The sequence below is a fragment of the Sulfitobacter sp. OXR-159 genome (assembly GCF_034377145.1).
Classification (GTDB): domain Bacteria; phylum Pseudomonadota; class Alphaproteobacteria; order Rhodobacterales; family Rhodobacteraceae; genus Sulfitobacter.
This window is the reverse complement of the sequence record NZ_CP139707.1, coordinates 2,609,501-2,627,257: the sequence shown is the minus strand read 5'-3', so window position 1 is coordinate 2,627,257 and position 17,757 is coordinate 2,609,501. Positions and strand designations below refer to the sequence as shown.

Here is a 17,757-nt window from a genome sequence, read left to right as displayed (position 1 = left end):
CTATCCGTAAGCAGCAGGTATCTCTGCCGTCAAGATGACCTCCGAGGAGAATGATTGGTTGCAACAAAGCCGATCATCTTTTTTGGCTATGTCTTTCACCGTCGAGGTTGTATGGCGCATTCGCAATAAACCGGCGCAGGCGCTCCGGATCGTGGGGTCGATCTCGGCCGCTCACCCGAGCCAAGTAGGCCATATAGGCGATGGTCACGGCAGCCAGAACGACCGACGCGATCGACACGATGATGTCAAAAGTAGCCATTTTCCCTCCTTTGAGCCGTCGCCCAGGTTCACACTGAACAACACAGCATATAGCACGGTTCTGTCGCAGAGCATAACGAACCACGCGTTTCTTACAGGGTTCCTTTCGCTTGTTACGAAGACCCGCTGCTACTTAGCGAGTGGCAACGGGAACGGGCAAAGCGTCTGAAAGTGCTTCGCGACCCGCCGCACCTTGTCATGGGGCAGTCCCATCTCTGACACGAAGGACAGCTGAAGCTGCGGGGAGACTTCAGAGAAGAGGGAGAAGGCCGGCCCCATGGCAGACTGAGCGGCCTCAATGTCAGAGATTGCGGCGGCAAGCTGATAAGCGGATAGGTTCGCACCATAGGGTGCGTTCACCGTTCCGAGAATTTTCGATGCGACGTGCACCATCCTTTATCTTCTTTCCCAGATCGCATGGTCGGCGTTCTTTCGCGTTATGATCTCTTGGGTCCCGCAACTCAGCCGCATCGAATGACACGTTAACATACCCTCTCCTGTGCGTTACAGCCAATGTAGCACTTATGTCGCAGAAGGGGGGGCGGCATCCGTTGATCTCGATTTTGCGAACCCTTGACCCACAATCAAGCGCTTAAACCAACTGAGCTAAGGCGGCACTCGGGCAGATTTAGCGCCGGCCGGTTTTAGCGTCAATTTTGTGATAGACTCGGTTCAGCAGAGTAGGAGCATTGGGATGACAGGCCCAAAACCGGATGAATCAGACCCCGAGTGGGAGGAATGGTTTATAGAGAAGATGGGCCAGCCTGGGCCCGATGAGGAAGCGTTTTTCGAACGACTGCGGCGCCTTGGGCTTGGAGTTGGCCTCGATGAGGACGGGAACCTTGTTTATGACAAAGACCTTCCCGAGGCCAAGAACGGGCTTGGAGAGTAGACCCTGCCCGCGGCGCCGTAGTGGTAATAATCTCTGAAAATACCTCACCCGCTGTGGCGTTTCGGATACCGACGGCGACAAGAACTCGTCGACATCTTGCAACGATACGCCGAACACATCGGCCAGCTCCGACCTTGTTAGTTGAAGTTCATCGGTTAATAGGTCACATATGACCAGTAAATCTCTTTTATCAGCTATTTAAGACCGCTAATGACGAATCTTCGTGCCCAGAGGGCTTTGGTAAACCTTGGCCGTAACATCAAACAAGCGCGCCTCGCGCGTCGTCTTGCCATGCTCGATCTCGCCGAACGCGCAGGCGTGTCAGAAAAGACGATCCAGCGTCTGGAGCGGGGCGATGCTGGTGTGGGCATCGGGAAACTGGCCGGGGTGCTTGCGGCGCTCGGCGAGCCCGATGCACTCGCGGAGATCCTACGAATAGAAGAGGATGCTGTGGGCCTGTCCCTCGCAGTCGACGCGATTCCCAAGCGGGGGATATCCTATGTAAAGCGCGGCGGCGCACGAGCTCCGGATAGCCGCCATGAGGCCGGCGGTGATGATGAAGGCGCAGGCTTCTGATGGCCCCGGGCACCCCGGAACAGAAGTTCACCCATGTCTGCCTTGGAAGCGCACTCTTGCCAGTCGGTAAGCTGCGGTTCACCCAAGGGTCGCGCCGCCATCATTCCGAATTTCAATATTTTGAGAGCTGGCAGAACGATGCGCGTGCCTTCGCGAACGCACCTCAGCTGCCACTCGGATTAACGCCCTCCTATGTGTCTAAGGCATCCACAGGCGTTCAGCGCGACAGCCTGCCTTCCGTCCTTCAGGATGCAACGCCTGATGCATGGGGGCGTCTCTTGATGGCGCGTGTTCACGGCGCCGATCTCAGCGAATTCGACATGCTTGCCCTGTTGGATGATGCGACGCGTCAGGGTGCACTTCGGTTCACTGAAGAAGGCGGAGGAATCATTAGTGGACATCGCGCACCGGTGCAGAACCTCGATCAGCTTGACGAACTTAGGGACATTGCGATCAGGGTCCAGCAGCGACGCGAGGTGTCGAACGAGGAATTACGCCTGATTGCAGGCGCCGGCGGCTCGATTGGCGGCGCCCGACCGAAGGCAACTGTGCAGGACCGAGACGCGCTCTGGATTGCTAAGTTCTCGTCCCTGGGGGACCAGATCCCTGTGGAGCGCATCGAGGTCGCGACGCTACAGTTGGCGCGGGAATGCGGCCTGCGTGCGCCCGACGCGCGACTGGTGCTGGAAAACTCTGACCATCCAGTGGCCCTGATCAAGCGCTTCGATCGGCGGGCGGGGAGGCGTGTCCCTTACTTTTCTGCGCGCACAGCTCTTAATCGATCCGGAGCGGAGCAAGGCTCCTATACAGAGATCGCAGAGGCGATCCGGATGATCAGTAAGGCTACGCGGGCAGATCTGCATGAGCTTTGGGCGCGAATGGCCTTCAATGCCCTTGTCACCAACACGGATGATCACCTGAAGAACCACGGATTCATCTATGCCGACAACGGCCTTTGGCGACTCTCTCCGCTCTTTGATGTGAACCCACAGGCGGGACGCCATCGCTATCTCCAGACGGCGATCATTGAAGGAGAGCCGTTTGAGGCGTCACTCGATCTTGCGGTGGCCGCTGCAGAGTTCTTCGATCTATCGGAGAACGAGGCGCGCAAGCGGGCACGCGAAATGGCCTCCCTCATCGCCAACCGGTGGAGACCTCTCATGCGGCAATTCGGTATTGGTGGAGAAGATCTGAAATCTCTCGCAGACGCCTTCGAACATGGCGAGGCAGAGAAGGCTCTCAGCCTTTGATCCACGGTCGTCAATCTCCCGGTGGCTTCGCCACGGTTGAGCGTTTCAGAGCCTTGAGGCGTTACATCCGCTCTGACCTCATAATGACCGCTCTGACGGCAGACTGCTTCGCGCTTGCAGCATGGTCGGGCTCTACGTGGTCGGTCCAGAGCAGCCGCTGGATCGGAGCTCATGGTGTTTGCGGTGTTCCCCAAAGCGGCCATTAGAAGGGGCGGTATCCCGTGCCACTTGCGTTTGCGCAACAAAGCCTGAACGTGATCTTATCCAACCCCGTTCGATCGGCTTTCGAGCGGGCATGCGTTACCGCAGCGGGAACATCCGGGGGTCTGCCGTCCGGCAACACACGTTCCATGTTTTGTTCTTTCGCGAACAACTCTGAAATCTTCTGCACCTGGACCGTGCCTATGTAGATCGATGACACGGGCAGCGACGCGAGTAGCCTGAATCGCCTCGATCGTCGCCTCGATATCCGGCACACCTCCAGTATGCTCCTCCCTTGTTACGGCAGCGATCATATGTGCGGCACCCTCAAGCCCAAGGAGCGTCGAACCGATTGCCGCGGAAATATGATCCTGCCCTATGGCCAGATCCGTAGGAATGGGGCCAAGCGGCATAATCGGGCACCCTGCTTGAAGCATCTGCTCTGCAAGTTCACGGATCGCGCCGGGTGCCGCATGGCCAGGTCCTTCGATCATTACCGAGCAGCCATCGGCGGCAATTTGGCGCGCGAGGTCGATTTGTGCTAAAAACTCCAACCTTTGCGCTCTATCATTCGCGTCAAGGATGGTAGCAGATCGGAATGTCGACCCTATACTGATTGTTGCACCCAAACGTCTTGCGGCGGGAATGAGATCGGGGACGATGTCCATATATGCGTTGCTGGTTGATCCTCGGGAGAGTAGATCTCTGATGACGATCCCGCCGCCACGCGAAGTCCAGGATACATTCCGGTCTGCGCGAGCCACATCGATGATGTCTTGGGCCGCAGTTGGGTGAATCGTGATCATCCCAACCCCGCCCTCGATCTGCTCAAGCGCTCGGTCCAAAAGTTCGGAACGATCAACGCGCATATCGGCTCGTTCGACCGTGTAGATTGGTAAAGTAGCCGCGGGCATCCCCGCCTCGACAATCCGCCGCCAAAGCGGTTTGGCAGAAACCCGAAGGCTGAGATCGGAGATGACATCTGGAGCATCGTTCATACCGCAAAGTCGGTTTATCTTCTCCTCTTCGTTCATCTGATCGCGGCGACTGGTGCTGCCAATCAGGGCCATGACGCGCACCGGCTGAGCACTGCCAACCCGAACGGGACCCCGAGGGCCGGGTATCGTCGCGTTCAATGCCATGACGGCAATTCCGCAAGAACGCATTCGATGACATCCTGAGCGGTGAGCTGGAATTTTTCAGCTTTCGCAACAAAACCCGGCGAACGAGCGTTAAGTGCATTCTTCAACATCTTGTCAGAATGCAGCAATCGAGCTGCCAGCCCTTCGGGCTTCGTTGGCACTGGAATGATACGGCAGCCCAGTTCCTGTGCAATCTCGACCTCGGCGTCAGTCCCCATACCACCGTCGAAGACAAGAACCGTGTGCGCCTTACGCAACATCGGTCTCCTCAGATCCTTCAGCATGGGTAGAAGTGCGCGGTCGTTCGAGAAACTTCTATTTGACGCGTAGGGATTGGGAAAGAAACGTATCCGCTTGTTTAAATCTATCTTGTTGGTAACGCATTTTCCCTGAAATTCGAAGAGCAGATCTCGACTAACTCCAGCGGACTGGCCATCGAGCATAATCACACGTTCGGATTCTGGAGCCGCGAAAAGCGCGCCGACTTCTTTCGCGAGCTCGCTCGAGGTTTCATGCCCTCCCGTAACGTATACCGTCGGCCCGCGTGATTGCAGTGTTACCTGTTTGACCACACTCTCTATATCGGAGAAATTCGGCATTAGAACGCATTCAATACCGATACGTCTAAGATCCGCCTGCCACAATCTCTGCCGCTGCGCTTTCTCCGGGTTTGCAGGATCCTCTTCAACGGACAGCATGATATGGGAGTGTCCAGCGCGCCCTGCCAGTCTTCGCGCCTCAAGCAGAACGGATTGGATATTTGAATCGCTATAACCGTAACCGATAAACAGGAAGCACTTCCGAAGTAGGTCGCTCCGTAACCGCTCAACAGTTGCCGGTTTTTTATGAGAGAAATCTTCGTAATCCTCCTTTGCGATTACGAACTCATGAGGCTTCGAAACACCGAACGAACCATGCGCCTTGATGACTTCCACACCATCGAAAAGACCCAACTCGGCCATGTCGCCATCTCGTGCACGGACACGCGTGCTAAGACCGGCCAAGTTTAGTGCATCTTCGATGAGGCGGTCGTAATTGGTCGTCCAGATTGTAGAGACATTGCTGCGCGCAAGTTCATGGTGATAGACGCTCGGCGCGGCAGATACATCCAAGACACGTTTGAGGTGCTGGATAAGCGGTCCGCGATTGCCGGACATCCGATTTATATAATACTGTGCAATGGCAGGCAGATCATCTTCGCCCCCGACTGTTATACCCAGATCAGCCCCAAGAGGCCCAAGAAGTTCGACCCAACCAGCCACTTTCGAGGGGCGAGAAGCACCAGCGCCAACGAACCAAGCTGCATTGCCGAAAAAGGCCTCGCGCGAAAAATATTTCACAAGTCGTTCAAGTTCGACCGGCTGAGATACATCTGTCGCCATGAACTAATTCCCCATAGATTTGCCAACGACAAAGATGCCCTTGGCGAGCGGCATATGCCAGCGATAATTCTAACGGGCAGAAACTCACCGCAGAAGGAAAATGAGGCAACTCCCAAAAGGGTAAATTATGGCACCGCTCCTCCCGAGCGCATCGAAGGGCGAGACCACCAGGCAGCCAATGCGAAGAGCCGCTATTGAACCCTTTATTGATCGTTGTGACGAGTGCAGCGAAAGCCCTTTCCGCCGATTGTGTTGAAAAGCTATTTGCTGCAACTGCAAGTCTCTTAAAAGTAGGAAGCTGTTCTCCGACGAGCGAATTGCATCTCCGGGTGCCGCCGGGATTCCCATAGTTTGGAATCTTGTCTTGCCGAATTTGGCTTCGGCGCGCTGTAGTAGAGTTTTTTAACACAATCCGCCTTTGTTCCAGAGGGCTTCGCAGCCGCAGCGAAAATTTTGCCTCTGCATCTAACAGCAGGAAAGACCCGCCAAGCCGACCTTCAGCCTTGGTCAGACATAGAGTCATGTCCACGAGGCCGGCCGCGAGTTGCACCACGAAATGCAAATGGTTGGCATAAGTTGGCGCAGTTGCGATTTCATAATCCTCGTGTTGGTGATCCTTCAGATATTGTAGATACCGACCTTGATCGGCATTTCGCTCTTCAGCGCATAGCAGTGCGCATCAAGCTCGGCATCCTCCTCTTTATCGTCATGACATTGCAGGTCGCGCACTTCGGGCAATGCGATGCCAGTGTGATGTGCTGTGTCTTCGGGGCTATGACCTGCATCGCGCAAGTTCAGCGTGTCGCGCCCGGTTTTGGTCATGCATTTCTTCTCACATACGTGCCATTGGCAACTTAAACGCTATCGTCCTCTGACGGCAGGGACGCAGCGAGTGCCTGAATGCGCTTTGATGGGCCCTTGTAACGCGCCCCTCGGACGGAACCGCCGTTAGTGCGCGCCATATCAGCGTGTGAAACCTGACCAGAGCGAAGTAGTTCTTCATCGCGTTCGCGCGCGGCGGCTTTCTCAGCTGCGCGTTCCTGGAACGAATATCTGGGCACCTTGGGTTTCATGTTGTCTCCCTCAAGTAAGCTTATCACATCGATGTCGATTTCTTTCGAGGAAACCGCGCCACCTGCGGCCAGCCTGTGCCGCACTTACAGACAGACCGGCGCTCGAATTCGTGCTGGGTAATGCCCTCAGGCACCTCGCTGGACCATGCGCAGCTCCGGGCGGGGCAGGGGCTGCCGGTCGGGCAGGGCTGGGTCGACCCGCGTATCAAGGTAGTCGCCCTTTAGAATATGATCGGCAAAAAGCCTCAGCTGCCCAGTGGTGCGCCCGCGTTTACCGTTCAGCCGCGCTTCGGGTAGGCCGGTTTCGCGCGTGCCGATATCGGTGATCGCCTCGGCGCGGGCTTCGATTTCGTCGGCGATGGTGTTGAGGAATGCGGCCCGCGCCTCGCGGGTGCTATAGCCGTAGGACCAGAACGCAGCCTCGGCCGCTTCGCAGGCCTGATCGACGAGCGCCGTTGTCCCGACGCTGAAATCATGCGCCGGACCGCTGGCGGGTTCGGAGGGGAAGGTCTGCTCAGCGCCGACCCATGTGCCGGCGATCAAATGTTTACCATGCGGGGTGAAGCTCATGCTGCTGTCTCCTTTTGCGAATTTCTGACCATCTTGCAGGCAATCTCGAAAGCGGCACGGGTGGCACCGAGGTCGGCTGTACCTTGGCCTGCGATGTCAAATGCCGTGCCATGCGCCGGGGTGGTGACGGGCACCGGCAGCCCGCCTTGAACGGTCACGCCACGGTCAAATCCCAGCAGTTTAAGGGCGATCTGGCCTTGGTCGTGATACATCGTGACCACGGCGTCGATCTCGCCTTTCGTGACCTTGAGAAAGACGGTGTCTGAGGGCAGGGGGCCGGTGACAGCCATCTGCCCGCCTGCCATGCGACGCACCGCGGGTTCGATCACGTCGATTTCCTCTCGGCCAAAGTTGCCGCCGTCCCCGGCATGGGGGTTGAGCGCTGCAACGGCGATGCGGGGCCGCGCGTGACCGGCTTGCCGCAGGGTGCGGTCGATCAGGCGGGTGGCTTCTTGGATGCGGTCGGGGGTGATCGCGTCGGCCACGTCCCGCAGGGCGATATGGCTGGTGACCCGGCTGGTCCACATATCGTCGAGTGTGTTGAGTTCGGAAATATAGTTGGTCACGCCGAGCTTTTCGGCGATGTAATGCAACTCATCGGAATGCCCGATCCCGGCCATATGCATCGAGGCCTTGTTGAACGGGGCGAAGACAATCGCGTCGATCACCCCCTCCTGCACAAAGGCGAGCGCTTGGTCGAGGACCCGTAGCGTGGACCGGCCCGAGGCTTCGGTGCTTTGCCCAATGACGACATCCTCGGCCGCGATGGTTTCCATCTCATGCAGGGCGATTGGCGCATGCGCCGTCCAATCCTGTGTCGCCGCATCCACCGCCGTCATCGCGTGGTCGCACCCGGCTTGGCGCTGCCCCATCTCAAAGACATGACGGTCGCCGATCAGCAGGATTTGCGCCTGATCGCAGCAATCATCGGCCAGCAGCCGGGCGACAAGTTCCGGCCCGATGCCGCTGGGGTCACCGGGGATAACACCAATTCTTGGGGTCATGTTCACTCCGTTTCTGTATTGTGGTCCTTGGCTTTGCCGTCTTCTTGCAAAGCGTTTTTGGTATTGGTGACGGCCGAGACGAGGTGATGACGCAGCGCCTCGGATGTGGCTTTGGCGTCGCGCCGCGACAGGGCGTCGACGATGGCGCGGTGTTCGGCCAGGGTCTGGCCGCGGCCCGAGCGACGTTGCGAGGATTGAAACCGCGCCCGCCACAGCCGCGCATTAAACTTAAGATGCGTATCGATCAGCGGGGCATTGCGGCTTGCCTGCACGATCGCTTCGTGCATCTGCATATCGAGGCGAAAGGATTCCAGTGGGGAAAGCGTGCTGTCTCCTGCCTCAATCTGGCGCTGATACTCGGCCACTTGAGCGATCTCGGCATCGGTGATGCAGGCGCAGGCCAACTCCCCGGCCAAGGCTTCGAGCGCGCCCATAACTATCAGGTTTTGTTCGATCTCATCCAGCCGGGGGTTGGCCACTTGCGGGCGACGGGTGACCGAATATTCGATCAACCCGTCCTGTTCGAGAATGGTCAAAGCACGGGTCAGGGGGGTGCGGCTGATGCCCAAGGCAGCGGCCAGATCACGCTCCGAGATATGCGCCCCGGCGGGCAGTTTCTCTAGCAAAATCAACTCGCGCAGCTTGTCGGCGGTGACCTCTACCAATGTGGCGCGGGGCCGCGCGAGGGCAAGCTCGCCCGTGTCGAGGTCCGTGATGTCGGTCTTCTTGCTCATGTCATTTTCCCCAGCTCAGCACCACCGGCTCAAGCGGCCGGATCAAGCGGAGTAGGGACTCTCGTGTCTGAGGATGCAATGGGGCAATCGGGTGACGACAGAATTCCGAGCGGATCACGCCGCCTTCGACCATCGCCGCTTTGGCAGACCGAAAGCCGCATTGACGGTTTTCATGGTTCACTGCGGGCAAGACGCGGGCATAGGCATCGGTCGCGGCCCGGAGGTCGCCAGCGGCGAAATGGTCAATCACCGGCTTGATCTGGTCGGGGATTATCGCGCTGGTCATGGCGCCAGTGGCCCCGGCTTCGAGATCAGCGAGCAGCGTGATCGCCTCTTCGCCGTCGAAAGGGCCTTCGATGGCGTCGCCACCTGCCGCGATCAGGTCACGCAGCTTGGTTGCGGCCTGCGGACATTCGATCTTGAACAGACGCACCTCTTCGATTTCGCGCGCCATGCGCACCAGCAGAGGGACCGGTAGGTCCACCCCCGAAAGCGGCGCGTCTTGCACCATGATCGGGATGCCGACTTCGCCCACTTGGGCAAACTGCTCAAAGCTCTGTTCCGCCGAGCCCTTCAGCAATGCGCCATGGTAGGGGGGTATCATCATGACCATCGCGGCGCCGTGGTCTTTCGCGTGCTGCGCGCGGGCCACCGCGATTTGGGTGGCGTAATGGCTGATGGTGACGATGACGGGCAGGCGCCCCGCCATATGCTTAAGCGAGACCTCGGTCAAAAGGCGGCGTTCCTCATCGGTGATCAGGAACTGTTCAGAGAAGTTGGCGAGGATGCAGATGCCATCGCTGCCCTGATCGACCATACAGTCGATCACACGTTTCATGCCCTCATAGTCGACCGTGCCGTCATCGTTGAACGGGGTAGGGGCGACGGGCCAGATGCCGGAGTATTTGGTCATTCTGTGATCTCGAAATTGGAATGATGCTTGTCGGAGATGGTGATGCCGAGGCCGGGTTTGTCGTCGTCAAGCTGCAAGAACCCGCCCTGCGCCTCCGGGTCGCCTTCGAAGATATAGTAGAACAACTCATTGCCGACCTCGACATCGAAGACCGGGAAGTATTCGGACATCGGACAGTTAATATTGGCCATGGTCAGGTGATAGTTATGCATCTGCCCGGCATGTGGGATGACCGGGATCTGCGCCGCCTCGGCGATGGCGTTGATCTTTTGCGCCGCCGTGATGCCGCCGACGCGGTTGGTGTCATATTGCAGCACACTGACCGCGCGGCGATTGATCAGTTCGGCGCAACCGATCACGCTGTATTCATGTTCGCCGCCCGAGATTGGGACGATCCCCATGGCGTTCAACTCGGCATAGCCTGCCACATCATCGGCGATCACCGGCTCTTCGAGCCAGCGCGGCTCGTATTTCGCCAGTTTGGGCAGCATCCGCTTGGCGTAGTCGAGGTTCCAACCCATATAGCATTCGAGCATCAGGTCTTTGTCATAGCCGATCACCTCGCGCAGCGCTTCGACCCTTTTGAGGTTCTCGCGCATGCCTGCCATGCCGTCCTTCGGGCCAAAGCCAAACCGCGTTTTAAAGCCGGTGTAGCCGTGCTGCATCGCCTCTTCCGCTTCGGCCTGCATGCTTTCGACAGACCCCGCGTAAAGCTTGGAATAGTAGACCGGGATTTTCTCTTTGGTGCGCCCGCCCAAGAGTTTGAACACGGGTTTGTCGACCAGTTTGCCCATCAGATCCCAGATCGCGATGTCGACGGCCGAGATCGCGGTCATCCCGATCCCCTTGCGGCCCCAAGCGTGGCTGCGGCGGTACATTTTCTCCCACAGATAGGCGTAGTCGAAGGGGTCTTCGCCGACGACCAGCGGGGCGAACCATTCGTCGATCGCCTGTTTCACCAGCGTCGGTGCCAAGGCTGCATTGCCGATGCCGATCGTGCCGTCTTCAGTCTCGATCTCGCAGGTCAGCCACTGGTGAAAACGAAAGCTCGCCATGGCATCGCCCTTAATCCAAAGGGCATCCGACGCATTGGTGCAGAAATTCCCCGAGGGGGGCACGGTCGGCCCTTTCCAGTTCCAGACACGGGTGCGGACGGATTTGATCTTAGTCATCAGGGCCTCTCTTTTTTCGCTGTTTCTCGTTCTGCCGGACACTTCCGAAGACGAATCATGTTGACATCACTCTTAGCATCATATTGGAACTTTGGAATGCCAAAATTATAGAGCGCCAAATTACGGAGGGGAAGAAATGAAAAATCAACGACTGCACAAGCTGCCGTGCGTTCGTGGCTCATTTCCCGATAGGCAAAGGTGCAATGGATGCGGCAGAACTTTCTTAACCAACGGAGGAGATACGATGAAAACCCTTACAAAGAGCCTGAGCGCCAGTCTGGCTGCGGCGACCTTTGCACTTGTGACACCCGTGGCCGCGGACACCTATGTGGTGGCCGTGGGTGCGGCGTCGAACAGCCTGCAGGGCAAAAGCGCCGCACGCTTTGCCGAACAACTGCAAGAGCAACTGGGCGACGCCCACACGGTGGAATTCTATGCCGATGCACAGCTCGGCAACGAAAAGGAACTGATGCAAAAGCTGCGTCTGGGCACCGTGGATTTCACGCTGATCTCTTCCATCATGGCCAACATTGCGCCCGAATTTGCGCTCTTTGACATGCCGTTTTTGGTACAGGATCGCGCGCACCTAAAAGCAATCGACGCCGAGATCGTGCAGCCCGATTTGGCCCCATTGGCGCGCAAAGCCGGGCTTGAAGTGCTTTCTACTTGGGAAAACGGTTTCCGCCAGATCACCAACAACGCCCGCCCGATCAACACCCCCAGCGATTTGGATGGGCTCAAAATCCGCACGCCCTCTTCTGAATGGCGGGTTTCGATGTTCAAAGAATGGGGCGCAAACCCGACGCCGATGTCTTTCTCTGAAGTGTTCGTCGCCCTTCAGACCGGCACAATGGACGGGCAGGAAAACCCGCTGACCAATATCGTCGGCGCGAATTTCCAAGAGGTGCAGGGCTACCTGAGCCTGACTGGCCACGTCTATTCACCTACCTATCTGACTACCGGGGCCGAAACCTGGTCGAAACTTCCCGATGAGGTCAAAACCGCCGCGACCGAAGTTGCTGCATCCGTTCAGGACTGGTCGCTGAACCAGGGCGAAACCGCCGACGGTGAATTGGTCGAGAAGGTCCGCGCAGCGGGGGTAGAGGTCAATGAGGCTGACAAGGCCGCCTTTATCGAAGCCTCCGCGCCGATCTACGCTGCCTTCTCCAGCCAAGTGCCGGGGGGCGAAGCGCTCGTCTCGCGCGCGCAAGAACTGGCCAAGTAAACGCAGCTTCGCCCCGGTTGGCATGGGCTGGCCGGGGCCGCTTAGAACAGGAGACAGGCATGGTCGCTAAGATCGAGCGTTTACTTCTTTGGGCAATCGAAACGGCTTGCCTCGCGCTGTTGGTGACACTGGCGGGAGCGGTCGTTTATTCGACCACCATGCGTTACCTCGGTGCATCGCCCGCATGGTACGATGAGATTGCCAGCGTCCTGCTGGCTTGGCTCACCTATTTCGGCGCCGCCTATGCGGTGTTCATGCGCCAACACATGGGCTTTTCGGGCATCGTCATCGCCTTGCCGAAATCTGCGGCCATCGTGCTGACTTTATTTTCCGAGCTGCTCGTCATCATTTATTTCTCCGTCACAGCTTATTACGGCAATGCCGTCCTGGCGGTGGCGAAATGGGATTCACTGCTGTCCTTGCGCTGGATGACTTTGGACATCGTGCAATCGGTGATCCCGATCGCTTCGGTCTTGATGATCATCGGCACCCTGTTGACCCTGCCGCGCGCCCTGCGCTTGGCCGCGCAAGGGATTGATCCCGAACATGCAGAAATCGACAAAGCCATTGCCGAGGCCGAAACCGCCACGCTCGACCTAAAGGACACCGCCAAATGATCCTCCTTTACACCACCATTGCCCTGATCACCCTGATCTTGATCAACGTGCCCATCGCCGTCGCGATCGGGGTGACCTCTATGGCGGGCTTTCTGCTGACTTCCGGGCCAGACGCCTTCTATGACATGGTGATCAAGCTCTATTCCGGCTCGACCTCCTTTCCGCTGATTGCCATTCCGTTGTTCATTCTGGCGGGCAATCTGATGAACACCTCCGGTATCTCTCTGCGGCTGATCAACTTTGTCACCGCGCTGATCGGTTTTATTCGCGGCGGGCTTGGTATGGTAAACATCGGCGTCTCGATGGTCTTTGCCGAGATCTCTGGCTCGGCTGTGGCCGATGTGGCCGCAACCGGCACCGTCTTGATCCCCGAGATGAAGCGGCGCGGCTATTCACGGACACTGGCGGCGGCGATTACGTCCTCTTCGGCATCGCTTGCCATCATCATCCCGCCCTCGATCCCCTAGATCCTCTACGGGGCCATTGCCGAAACCTCGGTGATCAAGCTTTTTGTCGCGGGGGTCGTGCCCGGCCTTTTGGGGGCCTTTCTGTTGATGACGGTGACCTATGTGCTGGCCGTCCGCTATGACTTGCCGCGTGCCGAGAGCTTTGATCTGGGCCATGTGGGCCGGACCTTCAAAGAGGCGTTCTGGGCCTTGACCATGCCGGTCATCATCCTTGGCGGTATCTTTTCTGGTCTTGTCACCGCCACCGAAGGGGCGGGGCTTGCGGTCTTGGCGGCCTTGGTGATCGGGCTGTTCATCTACCGTGATCTGGATGTCTCGCGGCTCCGCAAGACCATGCTCGAAGGCGTCAGCCAGACTGGCGTGGTGATGCTGCTGGTGTCCACCTCCGCCGCCTTGGGGTTGTTCCTGACCCAAGCGCAGGTGCCGCAAACCTTGGCGGCTCAGATCACCGAAGTCACCACGAACCCGCTGATCGTTCTGGCGCTGTTGAACCTGCTCTTGCTGGTCTTGGGGATGTTCCTGCATGGGGCCGCCGCGATCATCTTGGTCGTGCCGGTGGTGATGCCGCTGGTCAATGCGGTGGGGATTGATCCGATCCACTTCGGCATCATGGTAACGCTGAACCTTGCCATCGGTCAGCAGACCCCGCCTGTGGCATCGGTGCTTATCACCTCCTGCTCAATCGCCCGCGCGGGCATCTGGGAAACCTCGCGCACCAACTTGCCGTTCATTGCCGTGCTGGCGTTTGTCCTGCTCTTGGTGACCTATGTGCCCGAAGTCTCCCTCGCGCTGACGCACTACCTTGATTGAGCAAGATCAATGCATTCTCGGGTGGGTGATCCTGCCCGGGACTGCATGCGTTTTGCTGGGACTACGATGGTTTCGCCTCCCGGCGCGGCCATCATCCCTGCGGTGATTGCCTGCATATTTGAAAGGGTTTTGCCCAGATGCAGCACCCGGCTTCGACCCCCAGCAAGGCTGTTTTGCAATCCGGACGCTTTGGCGTTTGTGTGAACAAGGCCGCAGAAGCTGCGGGCCCACGGCGCGCCTAGGGCCGCAGCAAACCTGCCAAAACAAACGGCATTTTCCGCCTCTGTCACAAATGTTTTGCATTGTCAGGCCACAAGGGGCCGCAATGCGTCGAAGTATAAATTGACCAAATGGTCTAACGCGCGCATTCTGCCGACAATTAGTACACTAGAAAGAGGATTTCCCATGACACGAACCATTCTGCTGGCCGGCACCATGCTGGCGGGGCTCGCCTCCGTGGCCCAAGCCGACACGCTGCGTCTTTTGACATGGGGCGGCTACGCACCTGAGGACGTGGTCGCGAAATTCGAAGAAGTGACCGGCCATACCGTCGAAGTCACGAAATCCAACAACGAAGAGATGATCGCCAAGCTGCGCGCCACGGGCGGCGGTGGTTTTGACCTCGCTCAGCCATCGCAAGACCGCATCATGGGCCCGCAGATGGAATTTGGCATCTACAAACCGATCGATGTCTCCAAGCTGAACAAAGAGCTATTCATCACCTCCATGCTCGACTCGACCATGGCGAACACCACCGTGAACGGTGATGTCTACGGCGTGCCGCATGTCTGGGGCACCTCCGGTCTGGTGATGAACACCGCCGAAGCAGGTGAGACGGTCAAGGATTACACTGACCTCTGCGCGCCGGAAGTGGCGGGTAAGGTTTCTTACCGCCTCAAGCGTCCGACCCTGATCGGTTTCGCCTTCGCCATGGGCGAAGACCCCTTTGCCGCCTATGGCGACGAAGCCAAATACGCCGAGATCATGGGCAAGGTCGAAGAGAAGCTGATCGAATGCAAAGAGAACGTCAAAACCTACTGGGGCGGCGGTGATGAGCTGATGAACCTGCTGCGCTCGGGCGAAGTGACCGCGTCGATGGCATGGGACACCGGCGGTTGGAAGCTGAACGACGACAACGCTGATCTGACCTTCGTGGCCCCGGCCTCGGGCGCTCTGGGCTGGATCGACACCTTCGTTCTGCCCGCCAAAGGGCAGGCCGATGATGTGGCCTATGAGTGGATCAACTTTGTCATGCAGCCGGAAATCGCGGCGATGATCACCGCAGCGGCGGGCAACTTCACCGCTTCTGCAGGCGCGGATGAGTTTGCCGAAGACAGCCTGAAAGCCAAGTATCAGGCCAGCTTCCCCCAAGAAGCCATCGACAACATCAAATGGTATCCGCCGGTGCCTGCCGGTCTGGAAACCATCGAAGGCGAAGTGCTGGACCGCGTCCAAGCTGCCAACTGATAACTGACCATCGGGCGGCACCCTCATCTCGGGGGTGTCGCTCCTTTATACGGAATTCACATGACCCCAGATCTGGAATGCGTCGACCTCGTTAAGCGGTTCGGCGATACCACCGCTGTTAACAACGTCTCCTTCACGGTGCCGCCCGGCAGTTTCTTCTCCATCCTCGGGCCTTCGGGCTGCGGCAAGACGACGATCATGCGGATGATCGCGGGGTTTCTTGACCCGACCTCCGGTGACATTCGAATCAAGGGCGGATCGGTGCTCGACACGCCGCCGAACAAGCGGCCCGTGAACATGGTGTTCCAACATCTGGCGCTTTTCCCGATGATGACGATTGCCGAGAATATCGGCTACGGGTTGCGCCGCCGCGGCATGGCCAAGGGAGAGATCGCGCGTAAAGTCGATGAGGCGCTCGACCGGATCGGCCTGCCGGGGATCGGCGCGCGCAAGACGGATGAGCTTTCGGGCGGGCAGAAACAACGGGTCGCCATCGCGCGCTGCATGGTGCTGGAGCCTGACGTGCTACTGTTGGATGAGCCACTGGGGGCGCTGGACCTCAAGCTGCGCGAACATATGAAGGTAGAGCTGAAGGCCCTGCAAGCTGCCTTTGACACGACATTCGTCTATATCACCCACGACCAATCCGAAGCGCTGGTGATGTCTGACCAGATCGCCGTCATGAGCAACGGCCAGTTCGAGCAGGTGGGCCGGGGGCAAGACCTCTACTACCGCCCCGAGACGCCCTTCGTCGCGGGTTTCATCGGGGAATCGAACCGCTGGAAGGGCCGGATCGAGCGGGTGGAGGGCGACGCGCTGCAACTGCGCACCGACAGCGGGTTGGCGATGCGGGCCACGGGGACGGGCCTTGCCCAAGGCGCGCGCGCCGAGATTTTCGTGCGGCCTGAATCCATTCGTCTTGCCGCCAGCGCCGATGCGCTTTCGGGTTTTGACAATCGACTGGCGGGCACTGTGACGAGCCTGCTGTTCAACGGCGCGGCTTCGCGCGTGTTGGTACAGGACGATGTTGGTGAGACGCTCGAAGTCACGCTGCCGCAATCAGGTGAATTCTCAAGTCTGAAACGTGGCGATGCGGTGCATATCGGCTGGGGCGCGGGGCAGGCGACCTGCTTTGGGGCCGCCTGATGCGCAGCCAATCCCGCATTACATTCTACCTGCTGCTGACGCCTTTGGTGCTGTGGCTGGGTCTGCTCATCATCATTCCGCATATCGACATGCTGCTGATTTCCCTGCGCGAGCGGATCAGCTTTGGCGTCTATGAAACCAGTCTGGCGCAATATGAAAAGGCGTTGACCGAACCACTTTACCTACGCACCTTTTGGCGCACGGCGGTGATGTCGGTGCTGGCAACCGCGCTGACGCTGCTGATCGCCTTTCCGGTGTCCTATTACATCGCCAAGATGGCCAAGGGGCGCTTGCAACAGGTGTTGTTCCTGCTCTGCCTGATCCCGTTCTATGTCTCTGAATTGGTGCGTACTTTCGGCTGGATGATCCTGCTGCGTGAGACCGGTCTCGTCTCGAACCTGTTGCAATGGGTGGGGCTGGCGGATCGCCCAGTTGAGATGCTCTATACAGATGCCACAATGATGGTGGGGCTGGTCTATACCTCCATGCTCTTCATGGTAGTGCCGCTTGTCACTACGCTGGAAAGCCTCGACGACAGTGTGATCGAGGCGGGCTATGATCTGGGCGGCAGCGGGCTTTCCGTCCTGCGTGAGATCATCATCCCCCACGCCATGCCCGGCATCGTGTCGGGCTGTATCGTGGTCTTCATGCTGAGCTTGGGCAACTATCTGACGCCGACGATGCTGGGCGGCAAGGACAGCCTGTGGTTCACCGAAATGATCTATAACCAGTTCATCGTGCGCTCCAATTGGGAGCTGGGCGCCGCCTTTGGCTTTATGCTTCTGGTGCTGTCTTCGGTGATCGTCTGGGGGATGCTCTGGCTCACGGGCCGGACCCTCAAGGAAACGATGGGGTGAT

At 58.4% G+C, this 17,757-nt stretch carries 17 protein-coding genes and 2 pseudogenes; 9 read left to right on the top strand and 10 right to left on the bottom strand.

All coding sequences use genetic code 11. The features are described from left to right. Nucleotides 1–73: 73 nt before the first annotated feature. Together T8A63_RS13495 and T8A63_RS13490 are read right to left on the bottom strand one after the other, a co-directional pair. Nucleotides 74–259, bottom strand: a complete 186-nt coding sequence (locus T8A63_RS13495; protein WP_322344097.1) for a hypothetical protein — start codon at nt 257–259, stop codon at nt 74–76. Between the two features lie 128 nt (nt 260–387). Continuing rightward, nucleotides 388–651: a hypothetical protein gene (locus T8A63_RS13490; RefSeq protein WP_322344096.1), complete on the bottom strand. Its 264-nt coding sequence runs from the start codon at nt 649–651 to the stop codon at nt 388–390. A gap of 301 nt (nt 652–952) precedes the next feature. Between T8A63_RS13490 and T8A63_RS13485 the strand changes: the two genes are divergently transcribed. The 3 genes from T8A63_RS13485 (at nt 953) to T8A63_RS13475 (ending at nt 2,976) form a co-directional block, all read left to right on the top strand. Continuing rightward, nucleotides 953–1,150, top strand: a complete 198-nt coding sequence (locus tag T8A63_RS13485) for a hypothetical protein (protein ID WP_322344095.1) — start codon at nt 953–955, stop codon at nt 1,148–1,150. A 210-nt stretch (nt 1,151–1,360) separates the two neighbouring features. Further along, the gene (locus tag T8A63_RS13480; protein ID WP_322344094.1) at nt 1,361–1,726 is read left to right on the top strand and encodes a helix-turn-helix transcriptional regulator; all 366 of its coding nucleotides are present in this window, start codon (nt 1,361–1,363) and stop codon (nt 1,724–1,726) included. After that, nucleotides 1,726–2,976, top strand: a complete 1,251-nt coding sequence (locus T8A63_RS13475) for a HipA domain-containing protein (protein WP_322344093.1) — start codon at nt 1,726–1,728, stop codon at nt 2,974–2,976. Before T8A63_RS13480 ends, T8A63_RS13475 begins: the two co-directional genes overlap by 1 nt. Before the next feature lie 260 nt (nt 2,977–3,236). Here the strand turns inward: T8A63_RS13475 and T8A63_RS13470 are convergent, their stop codons facing one another. The 8 genes and pseudogenes from T8A63_RS13470 to T8A63_RS13435 form a co-directional block, all read right to left on the bottom strand. Next, nucleotides 3,237–4,319, bottom strand: coding sequence for a phosphomethylpyrimidine synthase ThiC (locus T8A63_RS13470; RefSeq protein ID WP_322344092.1), 1,083 nt, complete (start codon nt 4,317–4,319; stop codon nt 3,237–3,239). Continuing rightward, nucleotides 4,310–5,701, bottom strand: coding sequence for an SIR2 family protein (locus T8A63_RS13465; protein ID WP_322344091.1), 1,392 nt, complete (start codon nt 5,699–5,701; stop codon nt 4,310–4,312). The genes T8A63_RS13470 and T8A63_RS13465 overlap by 10 nt, the downstream gene beginning before the upstream one ends. Nucleotides 5,702–6,319: 618 nt before the next feature. Next, nucleotides 6,320–6,523, bottom strand: a complete 204-nt coding sequence (locus T8A63_RS13460) for a hypothetical protein (RefSeq protein ID WP_322344090.1) — start codon at nt 6,521–6,523, stop codon at nt 6,320–6,322. 386 nt (nt 6,524–6,909) lie between these two features. Next, a pseudogene (locus tag T8A63_RS13455) lies at nt 6,910–7,344 on the bottom strand (aldehyde dehydrogenase family protein); the annotation flags it as partial. Beyond that, nucleotides 7,341–8,348, bottom strand: coding sequence for a 4-hydroxythreonine-4-phosphate dehydrogenase PdxA (locus tag T8A63_RS13450; protein WP_322344089.1), 1,008 nt, complete (start codon nt 8,346–8,348; stop codon nt 7,341–7,343). The pseudogene T8A63_RS13455 and the gene T8A63_RS13450, both read right to left, overlap by 4 nt. 2 nt (nt 8,349–8,350) lie before the next feature. Next, nucleotides 8,351–9,082 (bottom strand): GntR family transcriptional regulator, encoded by a 732-nt coding sequence (locus T8A63_RS13445; protein WP_067623213.1) that lies wholly within the window; start codon nt 9,080–9,082, stop codon nt 8,351–8,353. Between the two features lies 1 nt (nt 9,083). Next, complete coding sequence (locus tag T8A63_RS13440) at nt 9,084–9,995, bottom strand: dihydrodipicolinate synthase family protein (protein WP_322344088.1); 912 nt, start codon at nt 9,993–9,995, stop codon at nt 9,084–9,086. Further along, complete coding sequence (locus T8A63_RS13435; RefSeq protein ID WP_067939763.1) at nt 9,992–11,167, bottom strand: L-rhamnonate dehydratase; 1,176 nt, start codon at nt 11,165–11,167, stop codon at nt 9,992–9,994. The genes T8A63_RS13440 and T8A63_RS13435 overlap by 4 nt, the downstream gene beginning before the upstream one ends. A gap of 244 nt (nt 11,168–11,411) precedes the next feature. Here T8A63_RS13435 and T8A63_RS13430 point away from each other — a divergent pair, with 244 nt between their 5' ends. The 6 genes and pseudogenes from T8A63_RS13430 (at nt 11,412) to T8A63_RS13405 (ending at nt 17,756) form a co-directional block, all read left to right on the top strand. Continuing rightward, nucleotides 11,412–12,392, top strand: a complete 981-nt coding sequence (locus T8A63_RS13430; protein ID WP_067623219.1) for a TRAP transporter substrate-binding protein — start codon at nt 11,412–11,414, stop codon at nt 12,390–12,392. 59 nt (nt 12,393–12,451) lie between these two features. Further along, nucleotides 12,452–13,009 carry a TRAP transporter small permease gene (locus tag T8A63_RS13425; protein ID WP_067623221.1) on the top strand — a complete coding sequence of 186 codons (558 nt, stop codon included), beginning with the start codon at nt 12,452–12,454 and terminating at the stop codon, nt 13,007–13,009. Next, a pseudogene (locus tag T8A63_RS13420) lies at nt 13,006–14,286 on the top strand (TRAP transporter large permease). Before T8A63_RS13425 ends, T8A63_RS13420 begins: the two are co-directional and overlap by 4 nt. Before the next feature lie 405 nt (nt 14,287–14,691). After that, entirely contained in the window at nt 14,692–15,753 is a 1,062-nt protein-coding gene (locus tag T8A63_RS13415) for an extracellular solute-binding protein (RefSeq protein ID WP_322344087.1), read from the top strand. 60 nt (nt 15,754–15,813) lie between these two features. After that, nucleotides 15,814–16,899 carry an ABC transporter ATP-binding protein gene (locus tag T8A63_RS13410; RefSeq protein ID WP_322344086.1) on the top strand — a complete coding sequence of 362 codons (1,086 nt, stop codon included), beginning with the start codon at nt 15,814–15,816 and terminating at the stop codon, nt 16,897–16,899. Next, on the top strand, nt 16,899–17,756 hold the full coding sequence (locus T8A63_RS13405; RefSeq protein WP_067623229.1) for an ABC transporter permease: 858 nt from the start codon (nt 16,899–16,901) through the stop codon (nt 17,754–17,756). Before T8A63_RS13410 ends, T8A63_RS13405 begins: the two co-directional genes overlap by 1 nt. Nucleotide 17,757: the final 1 nt, after the last annotated feature.

Coding starts and splice junctions, on each gene's coding strand:
- T8A63_RS13495 (WP_322344097.1), bottom strand. CDS start 259: ATGGCTACTTTTGACATCATCGTGTCGATCGCGTCGGTCGTTCTGGCT.
- T8A63_RS13490 (WP_322344096.1), bottom strand. CDS start 651: ATGGTGCACGTCGCATCGAAAATTCTCGGAACGGTGAACGCACCCTAT.
- T8A63_RS13485 (WP_322344095.1), top strand. CDS start 953: ATGACAGGCCCAAAACCGGATGAATCAGACCCCGAGTGGGAGGAATGG.
- T8A63_RS13480 (WP_322344094.1), top strand. CDS start 1,361: ATGACGAATCTTCGTGCCCAGAGGGCTTTGGTAAACCTTGGCCGTAAC.
- T8A63_RS13475 (WP_322344093.1), top strand. CDS start 1,726: ATGGCCCCGGGCACCCCGGAACAGAAGTTCACCCATGTCTGCCTTGGA.
- T8A63_RS13470 (WP_322344092.1), bottom strand. CDS start 4,319: ATGGCATTGAACGCGACGATACCCGGCCCTCGGGGTCCCGTTCGGGTT.
- T8A63_RS13465 (WP_322344091.1), bottom strand. CDS start 5,701: ATGGCGACAGATGTATCTCAGCCGGTCGAACTTGAACGACTTGTGAAA.
- T8A63_RS13460 (WP_322344090.1), bottom strand. CDS start 6,523: ATGACCAAAACCGGGCGCGACACGCTGAACTTGCGCGATGCAGGTCAT.
- T8A63_RS13450 (WP_322344089.1), bottom strand. CDS start 8,348: ATGACCCCAAGAATTGGTGTTATCCCCGGTGACCCCAGCGGCATCGGG.
- T8A63_RS13445 (WP_067623213.1), bottom strand. CDS start 9,082: ATGAGCAAGAAGACCGACATCACGGACCTCGACACGGGCGAGCTTGCC.
- T8A63_RS13440 (WP_322344088.1), bottom strand. CDS start 9,995: ATGACCAAATACTCCGGCATCTGGCCCGTCGCCCCTACCCCGTTCAAC.
- T8A63_RS13435 (WP_067939763.1), bottom strand. CDS start 11,167: ATGACTAAGATCAAATCCGTCCGCACCCGTGTCTGGAACTGGAAAGGG.
- T8A63_RS13430 (WP_067623219.1), top strand. CDS start 11,412: ATGAAAACCCTTACAAAGAGCCTGAGCGCCAGTCTGGCTGCGGCGACC.
- T8A63_RS13425 (WP_067623221.1), top strand. CDS start 12,452: ATGGTCGCTAAGATCGAGCGTTTACTTCTTTGGGCAATCGAAACGGCT.
- T8A63_RS13415 (WP_322344087.1), top strand. CDS start 14,692: ATGACACGAACCATTCTGCTGGCCGGCACCATGCTGGCGGGGCTCGCC.
- T8A63_RS13410 (WP_322344086.1), top strand. CDS start 15,814: ATGACCCCAGATCTGGAATGCGTCGACCTCGTTAAGCGGTTCGGCGAT.
- T8A63_RS13405 (WP_067623229.1), top strand. CDS start 16,899: ATGCGCAGCCAATCCCGCATTACATTCTACCTGCTGCTGACGCCTTTG.